Source organism: Phascolarctobacterium sp. ET69 (assembly GCF_023336935.1).
GTDB classification, from domain to species: Bacteria; Bacillota; Negativicutes; order Acidaminococcales; family Acidaminococcaceae; genus Fusicatenibacter_A; species Fusicatenibacter_A intestinipullorum.
In genome coordinates, this window is sequence record NZ_JAMBLR010000006.1 from 66925 (window position 1) to 86679 (window position 19755).

A 19755-nucleotide genomic window follows, 5' to 3' on the forward strand; every position below is an offset into this window, starting at 1 on the left:
AGCGTTTTATAAAAATAAAATGTGTTTTTCTAAAGGGAGGAAAACAAAATGAAAAAATCTTTAGTACTTGCAATGGCTATGGCTCTCGGCGTAACTGCATCCGCATATGCAGCTAACCCGTTCAGCGATGTACCGGCTGGCCACTGGGCTTATGACGCAGTTAACAAACTGGCAGCAGAAGGCGTAGTAGACGGTTATCCTGACGGCACCTACGGCGGTGACAAGCTGATGACCCGTTATGAAATGGCACAGATCGTTGCTAAAGCTATGGCTAAAGGCGCAAACGTAGACAAACTGGCAGCAGAATTTGCTGACGAACTGGACAGCCTCGGCGTACGCGTAGCTAACCTTGAAAAGAAAGCTGACAATGTAAAAATCACCGGTCAGATCCGTGCTTCTTATCGCGATGTAAGCGGCGACCGTGATGGTCACGAAGGTAAACTTCGTACTCGTCTGTTCATTAATGGTCAGGTAAACGAAGACTGGACTTATACTGCTCGTTTGCAGAATGAACAAGTTTACAGCGATGAAGATGCAGAAGACGATGCAAAAGTAAACTGGGCATTCGTATCCGGCCGTGTTGGCGGCGTTAAAATGGATGCAGGCCGTATGGACTTTGTTCAGGGCGATGTACTTGATACCCGTGCAGATGGCGTAAAACTTGCTTATGGCAGCGATGTTAAAGTATTCGGCTGGGCTATGAAAGCTCTTAGCGATGATGTAGCTTCTTTGGCAATTGGTGATGAAGAAGTATTTACTAAAACGGAAATTGAGGATGGCGCTTCCTTAGTTGAAGATGGCGACCGTTTCTATGTAGCAGGTGTTGAAGCTAATATTGGTGCTGTTAATACCGCTGTAAAATATTACAATGCTGATAACCTCCGCGATCAGGAAATTTGGGAAGTAGCTCTTAAAGGTGAAGTTGCAAAAGATTTGACCTTAAGAGGCAGCTGGTTCTATGGTGATTCTGATGGTTATGACGGAGTAGCTGATAGACTTAATGAATCTACTGATAACAATGGTTGGTTAGTAGGTCTTACTTATAAAGGTGCTAAAGCTTCTAAACCCGGTAGCTGGGGTTTGTATGCTAACTACAGTGATCGTCCGTTCTCCACTTATCTCGAACCTACTGTATTCAGCGGCGGCTATGCTGAATATCCTGATGGACTCGGCGCATTTACCACTGATGGTTACAAAGGTTTTGAAGTAGGTGCAAATGTAACCCTTGCTAAAAACATTGTAGCAGGTGTTAAATATGCAGACTTTGAAGGTCGTGAAGATAAAGGCCTTGGCACTCCGGATGCTCAGGTACTTTGGTCTGAAGTAATCTTCACTTTCTAATTTAATAGTTAGAACTGTTAAAGCGGATGGCTTATGCCATCCGCTTTTTCTTTACAAAAAAATGGCGGATAAAATCCGCCATTTTTTATCATAACTTAATATTTAATATTAAATTTTAAATATGTGCTGCACTTACTTTTACGCTGTAGCCCATAACATAATCCAGCATTTCTACCGGTACCATGGTTACGCCGTCGATAAGTTCAGGTTTGTTTTGCAGCTTAATGCGCATACGCTGTTTACCGTACTCATTGCTGTTAATTGTGCATACTGCGCTGCGCGGGCCGTCATAAACAACTGCGGTTTGTGCGTCCTGATTCCATGTTACGGTATAGCCAAGTGCTTCCGCTACGGCGCGCAGAGGAACATATAAAGTGTTGTTTTTGTTTACAAGTTTAACGTCGGCAAGTTCTTTGCCGTTTAAAGCAATTACTCCGGCCGTTGTGCTGATGTTAATATCAGCAAGGCCCTGCTGCAATAAAACGGCTTTGGTTGCAGTAGCCTGTCCGGGCAAACTTAAGGTAGAAATTTCATACCATAACAGCATTTTGTCGCCCGGTTTAAGTTCGGCAGCTTCCGGGTAAACTTCCGGCAGCAGGGTAACGTATTGTGTTTCGTTAACGTTAAGCACGCGCACGCTGCCGTCTTCACGCGGTTCTACTTTGCCGATATTAAAATAGGTAAAGGTGGGGCGGCTGTCTTCCGGGCCGGAAACAATGGCATCCGCTTTTCCCTGCGGCGGCAGGCTGCGCGTTAAAGCAGGTCCGTACCAGGTGCTGACATGCCCGTCTTTTTTTACATCATTGGCGCCAAGATAATAGCCGGTACCGCTTTGCAGTATATAGGTGTTGTCCGTAATATGCAGGGCAACGCTGTCGAACGGTTTATTGCTGTTTTTTACGGTAATCATGCTGCCGGTATTTTCCGTTACGGTTCCGGACATTTGCAGTTCCTTCGGCACATTCTGCGCCGCCATGGCACTGCCGCTTAACGTAAGCAGGCACAGTGCCGCTATAAGCATTTTCTTCATTTTATGCAGCTCCTTTAATGTATAAACTAAAAATATTATAGCATGTATACGCCTTCCTGTTCCAGTATGTTGCAAAGAGTTTGCAAAAGTGTAAAATTTGTGATAAGAGTTAAAAAATATATTACCAAAAAGAGGATTTTTGAAAGATATAGAGTATACTAATAATATATATGGTATTTTATGGGTTAAATTAAAGCGGCAGAAGGGGATGAGAACAATTTCTTTAAGTACAAGGCAAAAGCGTATAGCTGAGATTGTAAGACAGGACGGACCGATTACCGGCGAACATATTGCAGAAAGACTTAATGTTACGCGCGCTGCCTTGCGCAGTGATTTGGCCATTTTGGTGATGGGCGGCATTTTGGACGCAAGGCCTAAAGTAGGGTATTTTTACACCGGAAAAAACACCCTCGGTATGCTGATGGAAGAAATTTCCGGTATCTGCGTGCGCGATTTGCAGTCTGTGCCGGTTGCCGTCAACCACGATAAGAGTGCTTACGAAGCGGTTATAACAATGTTTCTGGAAGATGTGGGAACGGTATTTGTTATTGACGATGCCGGATTGCTGGCCGGTGTTGTTTCGCGTAAAGATTTGTTGAAGGCTGCTATCAATAATAATTATAACCTGCGCGAAGTACCGGTTGTTATGGTAATGACGCCGCTTTCCAAATTAATTGTTGTAACTCCGGAAGATTCTGTGGCAGCTGCTGCCCGGAAGATTATTGATAATGAAATTGACTGCCTGCCGGTTGTGCGCTGTATAGAAGAAGGCAGCCGCAGCTACGAGGTTGTGGGCAGAATTACAAAAACTAATTTTACGCGTCTGCTTGTAGATTTGGCAGAGGGCAAAGGGGGCAATTATCATAGCTAAGACACCGGTTATTTATGCTGTGTCCGATTCTATCGGCGAAACTGCCGAATCGGTTGTAAAGGCTACAACCAGCCAGTTTGTACAGGAAAAATTTGACATTATCCGCGTTCCTTATATTAAAGATGCTCAGCAGGTTGAAAAAATACTTGAAGAAGCTAAAGAAAGCGGCGGCATTGTTTGCTATACTATCGTATCGCCGGAACTGCGCGAGCATATTATGCAGAAGGCAATGGAACTTGACGTTGAAGTTATTGACGTTTTGGGGCCAATGCTGAAGGCCATTGAAAAAACTTCCGGGCTTTTGCCTAAAAACCAGGCAGGCCTTATCCATGCTTTGGACCACGAATATTTTAAGCGTGTTGAAGCAATTGAGTTTGCTGTTAAATATGACGACGGCAAGAACCCGCTGGGACTTTTAAAGGCAGACGTTGTGCTGATTGGCGTAAGCCGCACCAGTAAAACGCCGCTGAGCATGTACCTTGCACACAAGCAGCTTAAAGTTGCCAACGTGCCGCTGGTGCCGGAAATTGCTCCGCCGGAAGAACTTTTCAAAGTTCCTCCCCATAAAATTATTGGCCTGTTGATTGACCCGTTTAAATTAAACGAGATACGCAGCGAGCGTTTAAAAACCATGGGGCTGAGCGACGGCGCAAATTACGCGGATGTAAGGCGTATCAGCGAAGAACTGGAATACGCCAAAGCCATTATGCGCCGCGTACACTGCAAAATCATTAATGTATCGAACCGTGCTATTGAAGAAACAGCCGGCATCATACTTGATTACGTACAGAAAAACAGAGACAGGAACATATAAAAATAACCCCCGTTTTAACGGGGGTTATTTAGGCTGGCGTTATAAAAATTTTTTATCGCGTACATTATAGGTTAAATCACCTGTGTGCGGCGTGCCGTTAACGGTAACATTCCCGGAGAAAACAGCGTTTTTGGTTTTCCAGTTAAAGCTGCCGTTATCGGCGGTAATACGCAGGTTATCCTGGGTAAAAACCATGTTGCCGTTTACATAAGCAGTGCGTTCATTGCCCTTAACTTCAACGGAATCGCAGTCAAAATGTATTCCGGTGGGCTTGTCGGTAAGGCTGATATTGCCCTGTGCATGAACCTCCAGCTGATACAGGTAAACCTGCGCAGCATCGCCGTCAATAACGCGGTCGCCTAAATCCACGTGTACGTGCCCTTTTAAATCGTAAACTCCCGTAAAGGGGTTAAAAGTCTGGCTGTCGCTGGAAATATCCGGCTGGGCAGCAAAAGCCGAAGGTATAAACAAAAACATCAGCATAAATAAAACTGCAAAAATTCTTTTCATTGTAAAAACCTCTTTATTTTATGAATATACTATTATTATAGACTTTGGCGCGCCGGGCGGCAAGGCAGATTAAGTGAAATAAAGGTGAAAGAAATGGTTATAAGAAAGTTGATAGAAGCTACAGAAGAAAAGATTTTGGCGCCATGGGCACAAAAAAGTGCTGCTGCCGTGCGTGAGCACGAAGAAGAACCAGATGACCTGCGCACTGTTTATCAGCGCGACAGGGACAGAATTATTCACAGCATGGCTTTTAGAAAATTAAAGCATAAAACGCAGGTTTATCTGAACCCGGGCGACCATTACCGTACGCGGCTTACGCACAGCATGGAAGTATCGCAGATTGCAAGGACAATAGCCCGTGCGCTGCGCTTAAATGAAGATTTAACGGAAGCGGCGGCGCTGGGGCACGATTTGGGGCATACGCCCTTCGGGCATGCGGGCGAACGTGCCATTAACGCTTATACGGGGCATTTTAAGCATAACGAGCAAAGCTTGCGGGTGGTAAAATATTACGGACGTGAAGGGCGCGGGCTGAATTTAACTTTGGATGTATGTGATGCCATTGTTAACCATACGGGCGATACTTTGCCGAAAACGCTGGAAGGGCAGATAGTGCGCCGCTGTGACCGTATAGCCTATTTATGCCATGATTTTGACGATGGCTGCAAAGTTGGGATTATAGGGCCGGATAAACTGCCGGGCATTGTTGCAATGCGCCTCGGCACAAAACCGAGCCAGATTCTTGACATTCTTGTACGCAATGTGGTGGAAAGTTCGGCAGGAAAACAGATTGTCAGCATGGACAAATATTATGAAGAAGCAATGGATGAATTCCGCTGCTTTATGTTTGACTATGTTTATCTTTCGCCGCCGCTGAAAAATGAACACCGCAAGGCAGAACATGTTGTAACCACGCTTTTGGATTTGTATATGCACCGCCCGGAAATGCTGCCGCAGGAATATGCCGTTAACGTGGAAAGACACGGCTTGCAGCAGGTTGTGGTTGATTATATTGCCAGCCTGACGGACGCGGCTGCCGTACAGCAGTTCAGCAGGCATTATTTGCCTGTTATTATTTAATGTAGCGAAAAATAAATTATCGTCAATAAAAAAGAGGATTTTCTGTTTATATATTGAATATAAATAAAACAGATGATATTTAAAGTGACGGGAGCAAGGCAAATGAGCAGTATGTTTGATGATTTTAAAGAGCAGGTCCGCTCACAGGCAAATATCGTCGAAATAGTATCGGAATATGTACCGCTGAAAAAACGCGGCAGCAGCTATTGGGGCTGCTGTCCTTTTCATGGCGAAAAAACGCCGTCTTTTTCCGTATCGCCGGATAAGAATTTTTTTTATTGCTTTGGCTGCCATGCAGGCGGCGATGTTTTTACCTTTATAATGAAGGAAGAAAACTGCACCTTTCAGGAAGCATTAAAAATTCTGGCCAATAAACTTGGCATACCGGTTCCGGAGCGCGAAAAAACACGGCAGGAAATTGAACGCGAAAAAGAAACAAAGGAAATTATTGCCGCCAACGAACTGGCAACACGTTTTTATCAGGCCTGCCTTACAAAAAGCGAGTTTGGCAAACTGGCGCAGCGTTATCTTGCGGGCAGGGGCATTACGCCGGAAATTATCGAAAAATTTTCTATCGGCGTGTCGCTGCCGGGTTATACTTCGCTTGTAAAAGCGCTTGGCAAACGCGGCTGCCGCGAGGAGCTGCTGATAAAGGCGGGGCTTGCCGTTAAAGGGCGTAACGGCGCTTACGATAAATTCCGCGGCAGGGTTATGATACCCATTGAAGATGCACGCGGGCATGTGGTTGGTTTTGGCGGGCGCATTCTGCAAAATAATGCCGAAGCAGCCAAATATATGAATACCGCCGAAACCGAATGGTTTAATAAACGTACATTGTTGTTTGGCCTGCACGCGGCAATTAAAGAAATAAAAAGCAGGCGTCAGGCAATTATTGTTGAAGGCTATATGGACGCAATAAGCCTTCATGCCGCCGGTATCGGCTGGGCTGTGGCTTCAATGGGCACGGCATTTTCGGCAGAGCAGGCAAAACTTTTGGCGCGCGTATGTGATGAAGTTGTGTTTTCGTACGACAGTGACGAAGCCGGGCAGCGCGCTGATATGAGGGCTGTAAGCATAGCACGCGCGGCGGGGCTGAGGGTTAAAGTTCTGGCAGTGCCAGACGGCAAAGACCCGGATGAATTTGTGCGCAGGCACGGCACAGAGGCCTATCTTGAATTAGTCAAAAACGCTGCTGACGGCATTGACTTTCAGATGCGGCAGGTAATAGCGCAAAATAATGTTTCAAATTTAGCAGGAAAAGTGGAAGCGGTGTCGAATATACTACCATTCCTGTTAGAATGTAAAAATGATATAGAAGTGGCAGGGTATATACGCAAATTAGCCCAGCTGCTGACAATAGATGAAAGCCTTATCATAAGCGAATACCGCAAAATGAGCCGCAAAAGCGGCAGCCAGGGGCATGTGCCTCTGCCGGTGCAGCCAAAAGCAGTGCGTGCGGCCGCACCGGATGACGAAGCGGAACAGCAGCTGTTGAACATACTTGCAAAAAATATCAGCCTTCTGCCCGTATACAGGGATGAAATAGCCAAAGCCGGATTCAAGTCACCGGAACATCAGGAAATTTATTCATCACTGACGGGAATGCTGGAAAATATGCCGCAGGATGTTACAGCTGAACTTTTCAGGGTGTTAAGCCCAGAGGCTTCAACGGCTTTTGCAGCGATAATGGCGAAAAATGTGCAGCCCGGCGATGAAGAAAAACTTATTGCCGACTGCATACGTATGATGAATAAAAGCAGGCTGGAGGCTTTATATGAAAAGCACCGGCTGCTTGCGGATGAATATGAACGTTTGGGGGACAGCCGCTTTTTGCAGGAACTTGCAGAAAGCCAGAAGATAAAAGATGCTATTAAAAATTTGTATTGAAATGGTTAAAGCAGTTTATCACGAAGGGAGGGAACACCATGGCTAATACAAAAATACCGTCCGAGCAGGTTGAGGAATTATTGTCTAAAGGAAAATCACATGGCGGTGTTCTCACTTATCGTGAAATTATGGACTCCATGCAGAACGCTGAAGACATGAGCGCCGACGATATGGACAGCATGTATGAACTGATTGCCCAGAAAGGCATTGATGTTGTTGACGACGCTAACGACGACCTTGACCTGGAGCCGGAAGCAGTAAGTGAAGCCGACGAAATAAACGAGGCCGAGCTTGCCAATATGAGCGTGCCCGAAGGCGTAAGCATTGACGACCCGGTTCGCATGTACCTGAAAGAAATAGGGCGAGTGCCTCTTTTGGTTGGCGAAGACGAAGTTAAGCTTGCCAAACGCATGGACAAGGGCAAACAGGCTTACAGGCTTCTGCACGGCACAAGGCACGGCGTGGTTGCGCCCGTATATACCGGCAAAGATTCCACGCAGGAACTTATTGCCAAAGCACGCGAACTTATTAAAGACGAAAAAACAATCTGCGATTTGCGCAGCATAACCAAAGCGCTGCAATTTATTGAAGCGAGAGAAAAAAGCGGTAACCCCTGCACAATAGAAGAATATAAAGCACTTGTTGCCGATTTTACCCGCGACGAATGCATGCGCCTGCACAAACTTTTGCAGGATGAACATATAACCATAAGCGGCAGCGAAAAAGTAACTCCCGATGCACATACCAGTGATAAAGAAATTCATTCGCTGTTTGATTTAAAAACCATTCTGGAAGAAGTTAAGCGCCGCCTGCCGGAAGAAAAAGATACGGCTGTTTTTGATGCTTACCTTGAAATTGAGGACGATTACAAAAAACTGCTGGAAGAAGTTTATGAGCAGGGTGAAGAAGCAAAACGCTGCCTGTCGGAAGCAAACCTGCGCCTTGTTGTAAGCATTGCCAAACGTTATGTAGGGCGCGGCATGCTGTTCCTTGACCTGATTCAGGAAGGCAATCTCGGCCTTATTAAAGCAGTTGAAAAATTCGATTACAATAAAGGCTTTAAATTCAGTACCTATGCAACATGGTGGATACGCCAGGCCATTACAAGGGCTATTGCCGACCAGGCGCGTACTATCCGCATTCCTGTGCATATGGTGGAAACCATTAATAAACTTATCCGCGTATCGCGCCAGCTTTTGCAGGAACTGGGCCGTGAGCCGCAGCCGGAAGAAATTGCCAAGGAAATGGACACTTCCGTTGACCGTGTGCGTGAAATTATGAAAATTGCCCAGGAACCGGTATCGCTGGAAACTCCTATCGGTGAAGAAGAAGATTCGCATTTGGGCGATTTTATTGAGGACCATGACGCACCGGCACCTGCTGATGCTGCTTCGTTTACGCTTCTGCGCGAGCAGCTTGACGAAGTGCTGGAAACATTGACGGTACGCGAGAAGAAAGTACTGGAACTGCGCTTTGGCCTTGAGGACGGACGCAGCCGTACCCTGGAAGAAGTAGGGCAGCATTTTGGCGTAACACGTGAACGTATCCGCCAGATTGAAGCCAAGGCTCTGAGAAAATTAAGGCATCCGAGCCGCAGCAAACGCCTGAAAGATTTTCTTGAATAGTTGACAATATATACTAACTTTAGTAAAATATTACTGTTGGCTAATTGCCATCAGCTTGGGCCTATAGCTCAGTGGTAGAGCCATCGGCTCATAACCGATTGGTCGTAGGTTCGAATCCTACTGGGCCCACCAATCCAAAAACAAGACGCAGATTTCGGTCTGCGTCTTTTTGTATATCCGGAAGGTTTTACTTAGCCTGCTATATATGTTACTGCGCTGAAAACAGCAAGCAAAAGTGCCGACATCGGTACAAGTGTTTTTAGGCATTTAAAATAATCGGCTTTAAAATAATCGAGCGTTACAAGCAGGCACATATGTGTCGGTGTAAGCATCTGCCCGGCAACGCCAAATACCATGGCAATGCCCGCAAGCGTTAAATCTCCCGGTGCCATAGCGGCGATAATGGGCATTACTATGGCAACATGCCCCTGCGACATACCCGTAAGTATGCCGATAATAAATGATACGGCGGCAACAATGGCAGGTACCGGCAGCGGCGATTTTTGAAATTCGCTTACTATAAGGTGCAGTATGCCGGTATCGGTTAAAATTTGAATGAAGTAGAAAATGCAGACGATATTAAGCAGCATTTTCCTGTCGTACGCACCTGCAAAAACTTCTTTAATATTTAATGTATGGTTGGTAAAGCGCAGTACAAATATCATTGCAAAAACAACCAGAGCCATAGCGGCAGCCGCCGTAAAATTAAAAGCGGTTATTAAAATAAAGTTGGCGGCAACCGGGGCAATGGCAAAGCAAAGGGTTTTTAATTCTTTTGCAAGATTTACTTTTCCGGTTTCTGTAATAATGTGCGGCGGAAGTTTTAACGGGCGCATTAAAACCAGCCAGCCTACCAGGAAAAACAGCGGCGTAACCCACGCCAAATGCAGCAGCAGGCTGCTGAAGGGTATTGCGGCAATGCTGCATGCCATCAGCATGCCGGGAATAATAGGGCTGGAAAATTCAAAAATATGGCGGAACCAGAAATTAATATTGGCTTTGTGTTCTGCCGTCAGGTTTAAACCTTTGGCTGTTATTTCAACAATAGGGGCAGAAAAGCGCGCTCCGCCAAGCGAAGGCAGAAGCCCTAAAAATGCCGGCATAATGGCAAGCGTAAGGCGCGGGCTTTTAAGCAGGCGGTGCAGTGAACGCACAAGGTCATCCAAAATGCCGCCGGTGCGCAGCTCAATTTCCAGGCACATAACAAAGTACAAGGCAAAAATTAAATCGTAAGTGCGGTAAGCGCTGAAGGTTTCTATCCAGGCGTCCCACAAATAATGCGGCTGCGGGGCGGCAGCTGCCCAAATAAAAATTCCTGCCGTTAAAATTGCCGGCCCTATTGGCACACGTCGGCGCAGCAGTACAATAATAATTAAAAGTGCTGAAATTAAAATTACAAAAATATTCATAATTTAACCACCTTTTTTATTTATGAAGAAAGTTTAACACGTTTTCAGGCTATTGAAAAATATGAATATAGTAGTAAGATAATAAGTAAATACTAATAACGAGGAAAATAAAATGACAATCCGTTATCTGGAAATTTTTGTGGAAGTATGTAAATACATGAACATGAGCAGAGCGGCGCAGTCGCTGATGATTTCGCAATCGTCCGTCAGCCAGGCGGTTAAGGCGCTGGAAAAAGAATATAATGTGCTTTTGTTTGAACGCCTGAACCATAATCTTTATTTAACCGCTGCCGGAGAGAAAATGTTATACCTTGCAACGCAGGTTTTAAAAAGCATCGGGCGCTTGAGTTCTGCCATGCATAATGCGCCGGTATCGCTTAATATCGGTTCGTGCAATACGGTGGGCGCAAGTTTTCTGTATCCGCTGCTGGCGGAATTTAAAAAGCGCAGCCCGGATATTCATATCAGCGCCGAGATAAGCAATACACAAACCTTAACGGAGAAAATTTTAAACAGCAGCCTTGATCTGGCAATAGTTCCGGAAACGGTGCAGCAGGATTCTTTTGAGTATCTGCCGTTTTTTGATGATGACATAGTTGTTATATGCTGGCCGGGGCATCTGCTGGAAGGACGTACGGCAGCGCTTGAAGAAATTGCCGGAGAAGTTTTTGTGGGCAGGGAAAACGGCAGTGCGACAGACCTGCTTTTAAAAAATGTATTTGCCAAAAACGGGCTGCCGCTGAAGATTAACTGCGTCTGCAACAGTGCTGCTTCTGTAAAGCTTGCTGTAAAAAATAAAATGGGCATAGCTTTTATTTCGCGCTTTTTGGTTAAGCGTGAGCTTAAAGAGCATAAACTTGGGTGCATTAACCTTTGCAGCAAGGTGTTTACGCGGCGTTTTGGCATTATTTACCATAAGGATAAAGTTTTAAGCAAAGAATTTACCAGGTTTACCGGTTTTTGCAGGCAGCTTGGGCGGCAGGGATTGGAAACTCTGCTTGACGATAATTAAACAGGAGGGGTTACAATGGAAAAAGATTTGCAGGTTTTAATAGAAAAAGCACTGGCGGCAGGTGCTTCCGCAGCCAGAGTTGTGGATGTAAACAAGATAAAAACGGGTTCGTGGACGCGCTGGAAATGCCAGTACGGCTGCCCGAATTACGGTAAAACTTTGTGCTGCCCGCCGTATTCTCCGGATTATGAAGCTACGCAGCGCTTTTTGAGCGAGTATCAGAAAGGCATTATTGTGCAGTACACCATGCAGCTTGACCCTACCGGACCGGCTGATTTTGAGCGTGCGGATTTGCAGCTGAGCAACGAACTTCTGCGCATTTTGCTGGAACTGGAACGCGAAGCATTTTTGCTTAATCATTATAAGGCATTTGCGCTTAAAGCGGGGCGCTGCCGTTTGTGCGAAAAATGTAATCTGGAGCATTGCGTGCATCCAACCAAAGCACGCCCCTCGCTGGAAGCCTGCGGCATAGATGTGTTCGCGCTGGCGCGTGACAACGGTTTTGACATGGATGTAGTAACCGGGCCGATAACCAAACTGGATATTTACGGCATGGTGCTGGTGGAATAATTGTTTACAAATTTGTCAACGGGTGTTTGCCGTTATGGCTTTAAAAGCAAAAACGAAAATGATATAATTATACTATTAGATAATTTTTATATTTTATATAGAACAGGATGTGGATTGATTAATGAAATTAGTTTCGTGGAATGTAAATGGTTTAAGAGCCTGCATGAATAAGGGCTTTAAAAATTTTATGGACAGCGTTGACGCCGATGTTTTCTGCGTGCAGGAAACCAAGATGCAGCGCGAGCAGGCTAATTTTGAGTTTCCCGGTTATTTTGAATACTGGAACAGCGCCGAGAAAAAAGGTTATTCCGGCACGGCAATTTTCAGTAAAACGGAACCAATCAGTGTAACTTACGATATGGGCATTGAAGAACATGATAAGGAAGGGCGCATTATTTGTGCGGAATACGATAAGTTTTACCTTGTCAATGTTTATGTTCCCAACGCCCAGCGTGATTTGGCGCGTTTGCCGTACCGCGTAACATGGGAAGATGCCTTCCGCAGTTATGTCGGCGAACTGAACGTCAGGAAACCGGTGCTTATCTGCGGCGATATGAATGTGGCACGTAATTTCATTGATATTAAAAACGCCAAAAACAATGTCGGCAATGCCGGTTTTACCAACGAAGAACGTGCAAAAATGGAAGAACTTTTGCAGTCCGGCTTTGTAGATTCTTACCGCCATTTATATCCTGATAAGGAAGGCGCTTATACATGGTGGTCCTACATGTTTAAAGCACGCGAAAAGAACGTGGGATGGCGTATTGACTACTTCCTTGTATCACAGAAAATGCAGGACGAAATTGAGGACGCATTGATTTACCCTGAGATTATGGGCAGCGACCACTGCCCTGTAGGTTTGATTTTAAAATAATGCTGTGAGGCGTTAATTATGGATTTTAACATAAAGGCACCGTTTGAACCTGCCGGTGACCAGCCGCAGGCCATAGAAGAACTTGTTGACGGTGTAAACAAAGGGCTGCATACGCAGGTGCTTCTGGGTGCAACCGGCACGGGCAAAACCTATACCATTGCGCAGGTTATTAACCGTGTGCGCAAACCGATTCTTGTTATTGCGCACAACAAAACACTGGCGGCCCAGCTTGCCAGCGAGTTAAAGGCGTTTTTTCCGGATAACGCGGTTGAATATTTTGTATCTTACTACGATTATTATCAGCCGGAAGCCTATATTCCGCAGAGCGATACTTATATTGAAAAGGACGCTTCCATTAACGACGAGATTGATAAACTGCGCCACTCTGCCACCAGCGCGCTGTTTGAACGCCGCGACGTAATTATTGTAGCCAGTGTGTCGTGCATTTATGGCCTGGGCGCACCGCAGGAATACTACGATATGGTGCTTTCGCTGAGGACGGGGCAGATTATTGACCGCCAGGCTATTTTGCGCAAGCTGGTGGAAATTCAGTATGACCGCAACGATATTGCTTTTCAGCGCGGCACATTCCGCGTGCGCGGTGATATAATTGAAGTTATTCCTGCCGGTTACAATGAAAAAGCCGTGCGCATAGAAATGTTTGACGACGAGGTAGACCGCATACTGGAAATTGATGTGCTGACCGGTGAAGTGCTGGCGCAGCGCACGCATGTGGCAATTTTTCCGGCATCGCACTATGTAACTTCGCGCGAGAATCTGGAACGCGCGATGGAAGACATAAAGGTTGAACTGAAAGAACGGCTGGAATACCTGAATGAGCATAACAAGCTGCTGGAGGCGCAGCGCCTTGAGCAGCGTACAAATTACGATTTGGAAATGATGAACGAAATGGGCTACTGCTCCGGCATCGAAAACTATTCGCGCCATCTGGCAGGGCGCAAGGCTGGCGAAGCGCCGTTTACGCTGGTAAATTATTTCCCGGATGATTTCTTGCTGGTGGTTGACGAATCGCACGTTACGCTGCCGCAGATACGCGCCATGTACGCCGGTGACCGTTCGCGCAAGGAAATGCTTGTGGAGCACGGTTTCCGCCTGCCGTCGGCGTTTGATAACCGCCCGCTGACTTTTGACGAGTTTCAGTCGCAGATAAAGCAGGCAATTTACGTATCGGCAACGCCTGCCAAATACGAACTGGAACATGCCGATAAGGTTGTGGAGCAGATTATCCGCCCGACAGGGCTTTTAGACCCCAAAATTGAAATACGCCCGATTAAGGGGCAGATTGACGATTTGCTGACGGAAATAAATAAAGTAACCGCTGCCGGTGAGCGCACGCTGGTAACAACGCTGACCAAGCGCATGGCGGAGGATTTGACGGATTACCTTAAAACCGCCGGTGTACGCGTGCGTTACCTGCATTCGGAAATTGCCACGATTGAGCGCGGTGCGATTATTGACGACCTGCGCAGCGGCAAGTTTGATGTGCTGGTAGGCATTAACCTTCTGCGCGAAGGGCTTGATTTGCCGGAAGTTTCGCTGATAGCCATTCTGGATGCCGATAAGGAAGGCTTCCTGCGCAGCGATACTTCCATGATTCAGACTATCGGGCGTGCGGCCCGCAACGAGCACGGGCGCGTAATTATGTATGCAGACCGCATAACGGATTCGATGCAGCGCGCCATTGATGAAACCGAACGCCGCCGTGAAAAACAGGCGGCTTACAATAAAGAACACGGCATTACGCCGAAAACGGTTTACAAAGAGCAGCGCCAGCTGATTAAGCTGACCAAGGTTGCCGAAGAAACCGGCATTGATGATTACAGCGAAAAGGCACTGAAAAAACGCAGCATTAAAGAAATTGAAAAACTGGCGCGCACACTGGAAAAAGAAATGACGGAAGCCGCCAAAGCACTTGACTTTGAACGCGCTGCCGAACTGCGCGACCGTTTGATTGTAACCAAAGGGCTGCTGGGCGAAAAATTAGTGCCTAAGAAACGTAAAAAATAGAGGAAAACATGAAAGACCAGATTATTGTAAAAGGAGCAAGACAGCATAATTTAAAAAATATTACCGTGGAAATACCGCGCGACAAACTGGTGGTAATTACGGGTTTAAGCGGCAGCGGCAAATCGTCGCTGGCGTTTGATACTATTTATGCTGAAGGGCAGCGCCGCTATGTGGAATCGCTTTCGGCCTATGCCCGCCAGTTTTTGGGGCAGATGGACAAGCCTGACGTTGATTATATTGAAGGACTTAGCCCTGCTATTTCCATTGACCAGAAAACAACCAGCCGCAACCCGCGTTCTACCGTTGGCACCGTTACGGAAATTTACGATTATTTAAGGCTGCTGTTTGCGCGTATCGGCGAGCCGCACTGCCCTAAATGCGGTAAGTTGATTGAACGCCAGACCGTGCAGCAGATTGTAGACCATGTACTGGCCATGCCGCAGGGAACAAGGTTTATGGTAATGGCGCCGCTGGTGCGCGGACGCAAGGGCGAACATGCCAAAATAATGGACCAGATGCGCAAAGCGGGTTACGTCCGTATATTTGTTGACGGCGAAGTGCGTACCCTTGATGAAGAAATTAAGTTGGAAAAAAATAAAAAGCACAGCCTGTCCGTCGTTATCGACCGACTTGCTGTGCGTGACGGCATTACGCAGCGCCTTACAGATTCCGTGGAAACGGCACTGAAGCTGGCGGAAGGGCTTGTTGAAATTAATGTTATCGGCGGCGAAACGCAGATGTACAGCGAAAACTTTGCGTGCAGCGACTGCGGCATCAGCCTGCCGGAAATTGAGCCGCGCCTGTTTTCGTTTAACAACCCTATGGGTGCCTGCCCGGCCTGTACCGGCCTTGGCATGAATATGGAACTGGATAAATCGCTGATTATTCCGGACGGCAGCAAAACCTTTGCCGAAGGCGTTATTGCCGCGCTTTCAACAAACCAGGAAGCCTACCATATGAAGCAGCTGGCAGCTGTTTTAAGTTATTACGGTTATTCGCTTGATACCGTATGGAACGACCTGCCCAAAGATATGCAGGAAATTTTGTGGTACGGCAGTGGCGAACAGAAATTTTCATTTATGTATGAAAATTTGCAGGGCGAAGTAAAAAAACATACCACGCCGTTTGAAGGCATAATTCCGCTTTTGCGCCGCCGTCACCGCGAGGCGTTCAGCGAGCGCATGCGCCTTGATATTGAAAGCTTTATGACGAGTACGCCCTGCCCGGTGTGCCACGGTGCGCGTTTAAAACCGGAGGTGCTCTCGATACTCGTCGGCGGCAAAAATATTTGTGAAGTTACTGCCCTTACCGTGCGTGACGCGATAAACTTTTTTGAAACGCTGAACCTTACGGAACGCCAGCAGTTTATTGCCCGCCAGATTTTAAAGGAAATACTGGCACGCCTGCGTTTTTTAAATGATGTAGGGCTTGATTATTTAACGCTTGACCGTGCTGCCGGTACGTTAAGCGGCGGCGAAGCGCAGCGCATACGCCTTGCTACGCAGATAGGCAGCGGGCTTGTCGGCGTGCTGTACATTCTGGATGAGCCTTCTATCGGCCTGCATCAGCGCGATAACAGCAAACTTCTGGCAACTCTGCAGCACCTGCGTGATTTGGGCAACACGCTGCTGGTGGTTGAACACGACGAAGAAACCATGTATGCGGCAGACCAGATTATTGATATCGGCCCCGGTGCCGGTGAACACGGCGGCAATGTGGTTGCGCAGGGCACGGCAGAAGAAATCAAACTGGTGGAAAACTCCGTTACCGGGCAGTATTTAAGCGGCCGCAAGTTTATCCCCGTGCCGAAAAAACGCCGTGAGTGCGACGGGCGTTATATAGAAATTATCGGCGCTAAAGCCAATAACCTTAAAAACATAGATGTAAAAATTCCGCTGGGCGTGTTTACCGTTGTTACCGGCGTCAGCGGCAGCGGCAAATCCACGCTCATTAACGATATTTTGTACAACGCGCTGGCTGCAAAGCTGCACGGTGCGCGTCTGCGCCCTTCGGAACATAAGGAAATCCGCGGGCTGGAAAATATCGACAAAATTATTAATATCGACCAGTCGCCGATTGGGCGTACACCGCGCAGCAACCCGGCAACATATACGGGCGTGTTTGATTTTATACGCGAATTGTTCAGCCAGACCAACGAGGCCAAAATGCGCGGCTACAAGCCGGGGCGTTTCAGCTTTAACGTAAAGGGCGGCCGCTGCGAAGCCTGCCGCGGCGACGGTATGAACAAAATTGAAATGAACTTTCTGCCGGATGTGTATGTGCCGTGCGAAGTTTGCCACGGTGCGCGCTATAACCGCGATACGCTGGAAGTGCATTATAAAGGCAAAAGCATTGCCGAAGTGCTGGACATGACGGTAACGGAAGCCTGCGAATTTTTTAAGAACCTGCCGCGTATTGCACGTAAATTGCAGGTGCTGGAAGATGTTGGGCTTGGCTATATCCATCTGGGGCAGGCGGCAACAACGCTTAGCGGCGGCGAAGCGCAGCGCGTAAAACTGGCAACGGAGCTCAGCCGCCGCAGCACAGGCAAAACGCTGTATATTCTGGACGAACCTACAACCGGCCTGCATATTGCCGATGTACACAAGCTGCTGGATGTTTTGCAGCGTCTTGTGGAAGCCGGTGACAGCGTTGTTGTTATCGAGCACAACCTTGATGTTATTAAAACTGCTGATTATTTAATTGACCTCGGCCCCGAAGGCGGCGATAAAGGCGGCACGCTTGTTGCCTGCGGTACGCCGGAAGAAATGGCCAAAGTAAAAAAATCCTACACCGGCCAGTATGTAAAGCAGGTTTTAAAACAGGCTAAAGACAACGGGTGGTACCAATGAACGAAAACATAGCCAAAGCACTGGCGGTACTGCCCGATAAGCCCGGCGTATACCTGATGCACGACGAACACGGCAAAGTAATTTATGTCGGCAAGGCCGTTGTGCTTAAAAACCGCGTGCGCAGTTATTTCCGCAATCTGGCCTCGCATACGGTTAAGGTTAAAGCGCTGGTCAGCAAAGTTGCGGAAATTGAAACCATTGTTACCGACAGTGAAGTGGAAGCGCTGATTCTGGAGTGCAACCTTATAAAAAAATACCGTCCGCGCTACAACATTATGCTGAAGGACGATAAAACCTACCCTTATTTAAAGGTAACAATGGCAGAAGATTTTCCGCGTATTTATGTTACGCGGCGGCTTATCCGCGACGGCAGCAAATATTACGGCCCTTATGCCGATGCCGGTGCGATGCACGCCACGGTAAAACTTTTACGGACGATGTTTCCGCTGCGTACCTGCCGCAAAATGAATCAGGAGCGCCCGTGCCTGCAATATCACATTAAACGCTGCCTTGCTCCGTGCGCAGGGCTTGTAAGCAGGGAAGAATACGGGGCAATGATACGCAGCGTATGCATGGTGCTTGACGGACGTACGAGTGAGCTGGAAAAAGACTTAAAGCAGCGTATGCAAAATGCCGCCGAAAATTATGCTTTTGAAGAAGCGGCGCGCCTGCGCGACCAGCTGGCGGCTGTAAAACGTCTGGACGAATCGCAGAAGGCAGTTACCGGCGGCGGTGATATGGATGTAGTCGGTTATGCCAAAGACGATACCGGCATTTGCCTGCAAATATTTTTTGTGCGCAGCGGCAAGCTGATTGGGCGTGAGAATTTCTTTCTGCCCGACGGCGGCGACAGCAGGCAGGAAGTGGTAACGGCGTTTATCAAGCAGTATTACAATGATGCTTCGTTTATACCGCGCGAGATAATTCTGCCGGATTTGCCGGAAGAAGATGAAACTGCGGTGCTTACTACCTGGCTGACGGAAAAAGCCGGACACAAGGTTGAATTTATCCGCCCGCAGCGCGGAACCAAGCGTGACCTTTTGCAGCTGGCTGATGAAAATGCGGGCAAGCTTCTTGAAGAACGCCTGCGCAAAGGCAAAATTAGCTTAAAAACGGACGAAGAAGCTACGGAAGAACTGCAAAGGGCACTGAGCCTGCCGGACCCGCTGGAACGCATGGACTGCTTTGATATCTCGCATACGCAGGGCTCGGAAACGGTTGCATCCATGGTTGTGTTCCGCAACGGAAAACCGAGTAAAAAAGATTACCGCAAATATAAAATTGTCAGCGCCGAAGGCAAGCCCGACGATTTTAAATCCATGCAGGAGGTTGTGTACCGCCGCTATAAGGATTACGAGGATTTGCCGAGTTTGGTTGTTATTGACGGCGGCAAAGGTCAGCTGAGCAGCGCACTGGAGGTTATCCGCGGGCTGGGGCTGCACGAACTGCCGGTAATAGGCCTTGCCAAGCGCGAAGAAGAAATTTTTACCGAAGGCAGCCACGAAAGCATTATGCTGGACAGGGAATCGGCATCGCTGCATTTAATTCAGCGTATCCGCGACGAAGCGCACCGCTTTGCAATAACCTATCACCGCAAGCTGCGCGGCAAACGCAATCTGCGTTCGGTGCTGGACCATATCGAAGGCATTGGCCCCAAACGGCGGCAGGCTTTGTGGCTTAAATTTAAGTCTATTGACGCCATTAAAGCGGCCAGCGTGGAAGAACTTGCGGATACGGAAAGCATGAATTATCCTGCGGCGCAGAAAATATATGACTTTTTCCGCATGGATTTGCCGGAAAAGGCTGAAGTGTTAAAAAATTGAAACATTTTCAATAATTATTTTCTTTTAGA

15 protein-coding genes, 1 tRNA gene and 1 pseudogene are annotated in these 19755 nt (G+C 47.3%); 14 read left to right on the plus strand and 3 right to left on the minus strand.

What is annotated here, in order from left to right:
* Positions 1 to 48 precede the first annotated feature (48 nt).
* Complete coding sequence (locus tag M3079_RS08380) at positions 49 to 1341, plus strand: S-layer homology domain-containing protein (RefSeq protein ID WP_249078665.1); 1293 nt, start codon at positions 49 to 51, stop codon at positions 1339 to 1341.
* 115 nt (positions 1342 to 1456) lie between these two features.
* Here the strand turns inward: M3079_RS08380 and M3079_RS08385 are convergent, their stop codons facing one another.
* Positions 1457 to 2371, minus strand: a complete 915-nt coding sequence (locus M3079_RS08385) for a stalk domain-containing protein (RefSeq protein ID WP_249078667.1) — start codon at positions 2369 to 2371, stop codon at positions 1457 to 1459.
* 208 nt (positions 2372 to 2579) lie between these two features.
* On the opposite strand from M3079_RS08385, the gene M3079_RS08390 reads away from it, so the two are divergent.
* Positions 2580 to 3242: a helix-turn-helix transcriptional regulator gene (locus M3079_RS08390; RefSeq protein ID WP_044896682.1), complete on the plus strand. Its 663-nt coding sequence runs from the start codon at positions 2580 to 2582 to the stop codon at positions 3240 to 3242.
* A complete protein-coding gene (locus M3079_RS08395; RefSeq protein ID WP_349293379.1) occupies positions 3235 to 4056 on the plus strand; it encodes a pyruvate, water dikinase regulatory protein in 822 nt (273 codons plus the stop codon). Before M3079_RS08390 ends, M3079_RS08395 begins: the two co-directional genes overlap by 8 nt.
* A 39-nt stretch (positions 4057 to 4095) precedes the next feature.
* Here the strand turns inward: M3079_RS08395 and M3079_RS08400 are convergent, their stop codons facing one another.
* Positions 4096 to 4566 carry an organic solvent tolerance protein OstA gene (locus M3079_RS08400; protein WP_249078669.1) on the minus strand — a complete coding sequence of 157 codons (471 nt, stop codon included), beginning with the start codon at positions 4564 to 4566 and terminating at the stop codon, positions 4096 to 4098.
* Positions 4567 to 4659: 93 nt separating this feature from the next.
* Between M3079_RS08400 and M3079_RS08405 the strand changes: the two genes are divergently transcribed.
* From M3079_RS08405 to M3079_RS08425, 5 genes and pseudogenes are all read left to right on the plus strand, one after another.
* Positions 4660 to 5646, plus strand: coding sequence for a deoxyguanosinetriphosphate triphosphohydrolase (locus M3079_RS08405; RefSeq protein WP_021715551.1), 987 nt, complete (start codon positions 4660 to 4662; stop codon positions 5644 to 5646).
* A 102-nt stretch (positions 5647 to 5748) separates the two neighbouring features.
* On the plus strand, positions 5749 to 7533 hold the full coding sequence (dnaG, locus tag M3079_RS08410) for a DNA primase (RefSeq protein ID WP_249078671.1): 1785 nt from the start codon (positions 5749 to 5751) through the stop codon (positions 7531 to 7533).
* A 38-nt stretch (positions 7534 to 7571) separates the two neighbouring features.
* Positions 7572 to 7952: pseudogene (locus M3079_RS09480) on the plus strand (RNA polymerase sigma factor region1.1 domain-containing protein); the annotation flags it as partial.
* An 87-nt stretch (positions 7953 to 8039) separates the two neighbouring features.
* Positions 8040 to 9158, plus strand: a complete 1119-nt coding sequence (rpoD, locus tag M3079_RS09430) for an RNA polymerase sigma factor RpoD (RefSeq protein ID WP_349293381.1) — start codon at positions 8040 to 8042, stop codon at positions 9156 to 9158.
* A gap of 57 nt (positions 9159 to 9215) precedes the next feature.
* Positions 9216 to 9290, plus strand: a tRNA-Ile gene (locus M3079_RS08425).
* Positions 9291 to 9349: 59 nt separating this feature from the next.
* Here the strand turns inward: M3079_RS08425 and M3079_RS08430 are convergent.
* Complete coding sequence (locus tag M3079_RS08430) at positions 9350 to 10567, minus strand: DUF401 family protein (RefSeq protein ID WP_249078673.1); 1218 nt, start codon at positions 10565 to 10567, stop codon at positions 9350 to 9352.
* 112 nt (positions 10568 to 10679) lie between these two features.
* Between M3079_RS08430 and M3079_RS08435 the strand changes: the two genes are divergently transcribed.
* The 6 genes from M3079_RS08435 to uvrC all read left to right on the plus strand — a co-directional run bounded on the left by M3079_RS08435 (position 10680) and on the right by uvrC (position 19726).
* The gene (locus tag M3079_RS08435; protein ID WP_249078674.1) at positions 10680 to 11579 is read left to right on the plus strand and encodes a LysR family transcriptional regulator; all 900 of its coding nucleotides are present in this window, start codon (positions 10680 to 10682) and stop codon (positions 11577 to 11579) included.
* A 15-nt stretch (positions 11580 to 11594) separates the two neighbouring features.
* Complete coding sequence (locus M3079_RS08440; RefSeq protein WP_249078676.1) at positions 11595 to 12149, plus strand: DUF2284 domain-containing protein; 555 nt, start codon at positions 11595 to 11597, stop codon at positions 12147 to 12149.
* 121 nt (positions 12150 to 12270) lie between these two features.
* Complete coding sequence (locus M3079_RS08445) at positions 12271 to 13023, plus strand: exodeoxyribonuclease III (protein WP_249078678.1); 753 nt, start codon at positions 12271 to 12273, stop codon at positions 13021 to 13023.
* 18 nt (positions 13024 to 13041) lie between these two features.
* The gene (gene uvrB / locus M3079_RS08450; protein WP_249078680.1) at positions 13042 to 15051 is read left to right on the plus strand and encodes an excinuclease ABC subunit UvrB; all 2010 of its coding nucleotides are present in this window, start codon (positions 13042 to 13044) and stop codon (positions 15049 to 15051) included.
* 8 nt (positions 15052 to 15059) lie between these two features.
* The gene (gene uvrA, locus M3079_RS08455) at positions 15060 to 17903 is read left to right on the plus strand and encodes an excinuclease ABC subunit UvrA (protein ID WP_249078682.1); all 2844 of its coding nucleotides are present in this window, start codon (positions 15060 to 15062) and stop codon (positions 17901 to 17903) included.
* On the plus strand, positions 17900 to 19726 hold the full coding sequence (uvrC, locus tag M3079_RS08460; RefSeq protein ID WP_249078685.1) for an excinuclease ABC subunit UvrC: 1827 nt from the start codon (positions 17900 to 17902) through the stop codon (positions 19724 to 19726). The genes uvrA and uvrC overlap by 4 nt, the downstream gene beginning before the upstream one ends.
* Positions 19727 to 19755: the final 29 nt, after the last annotated feature.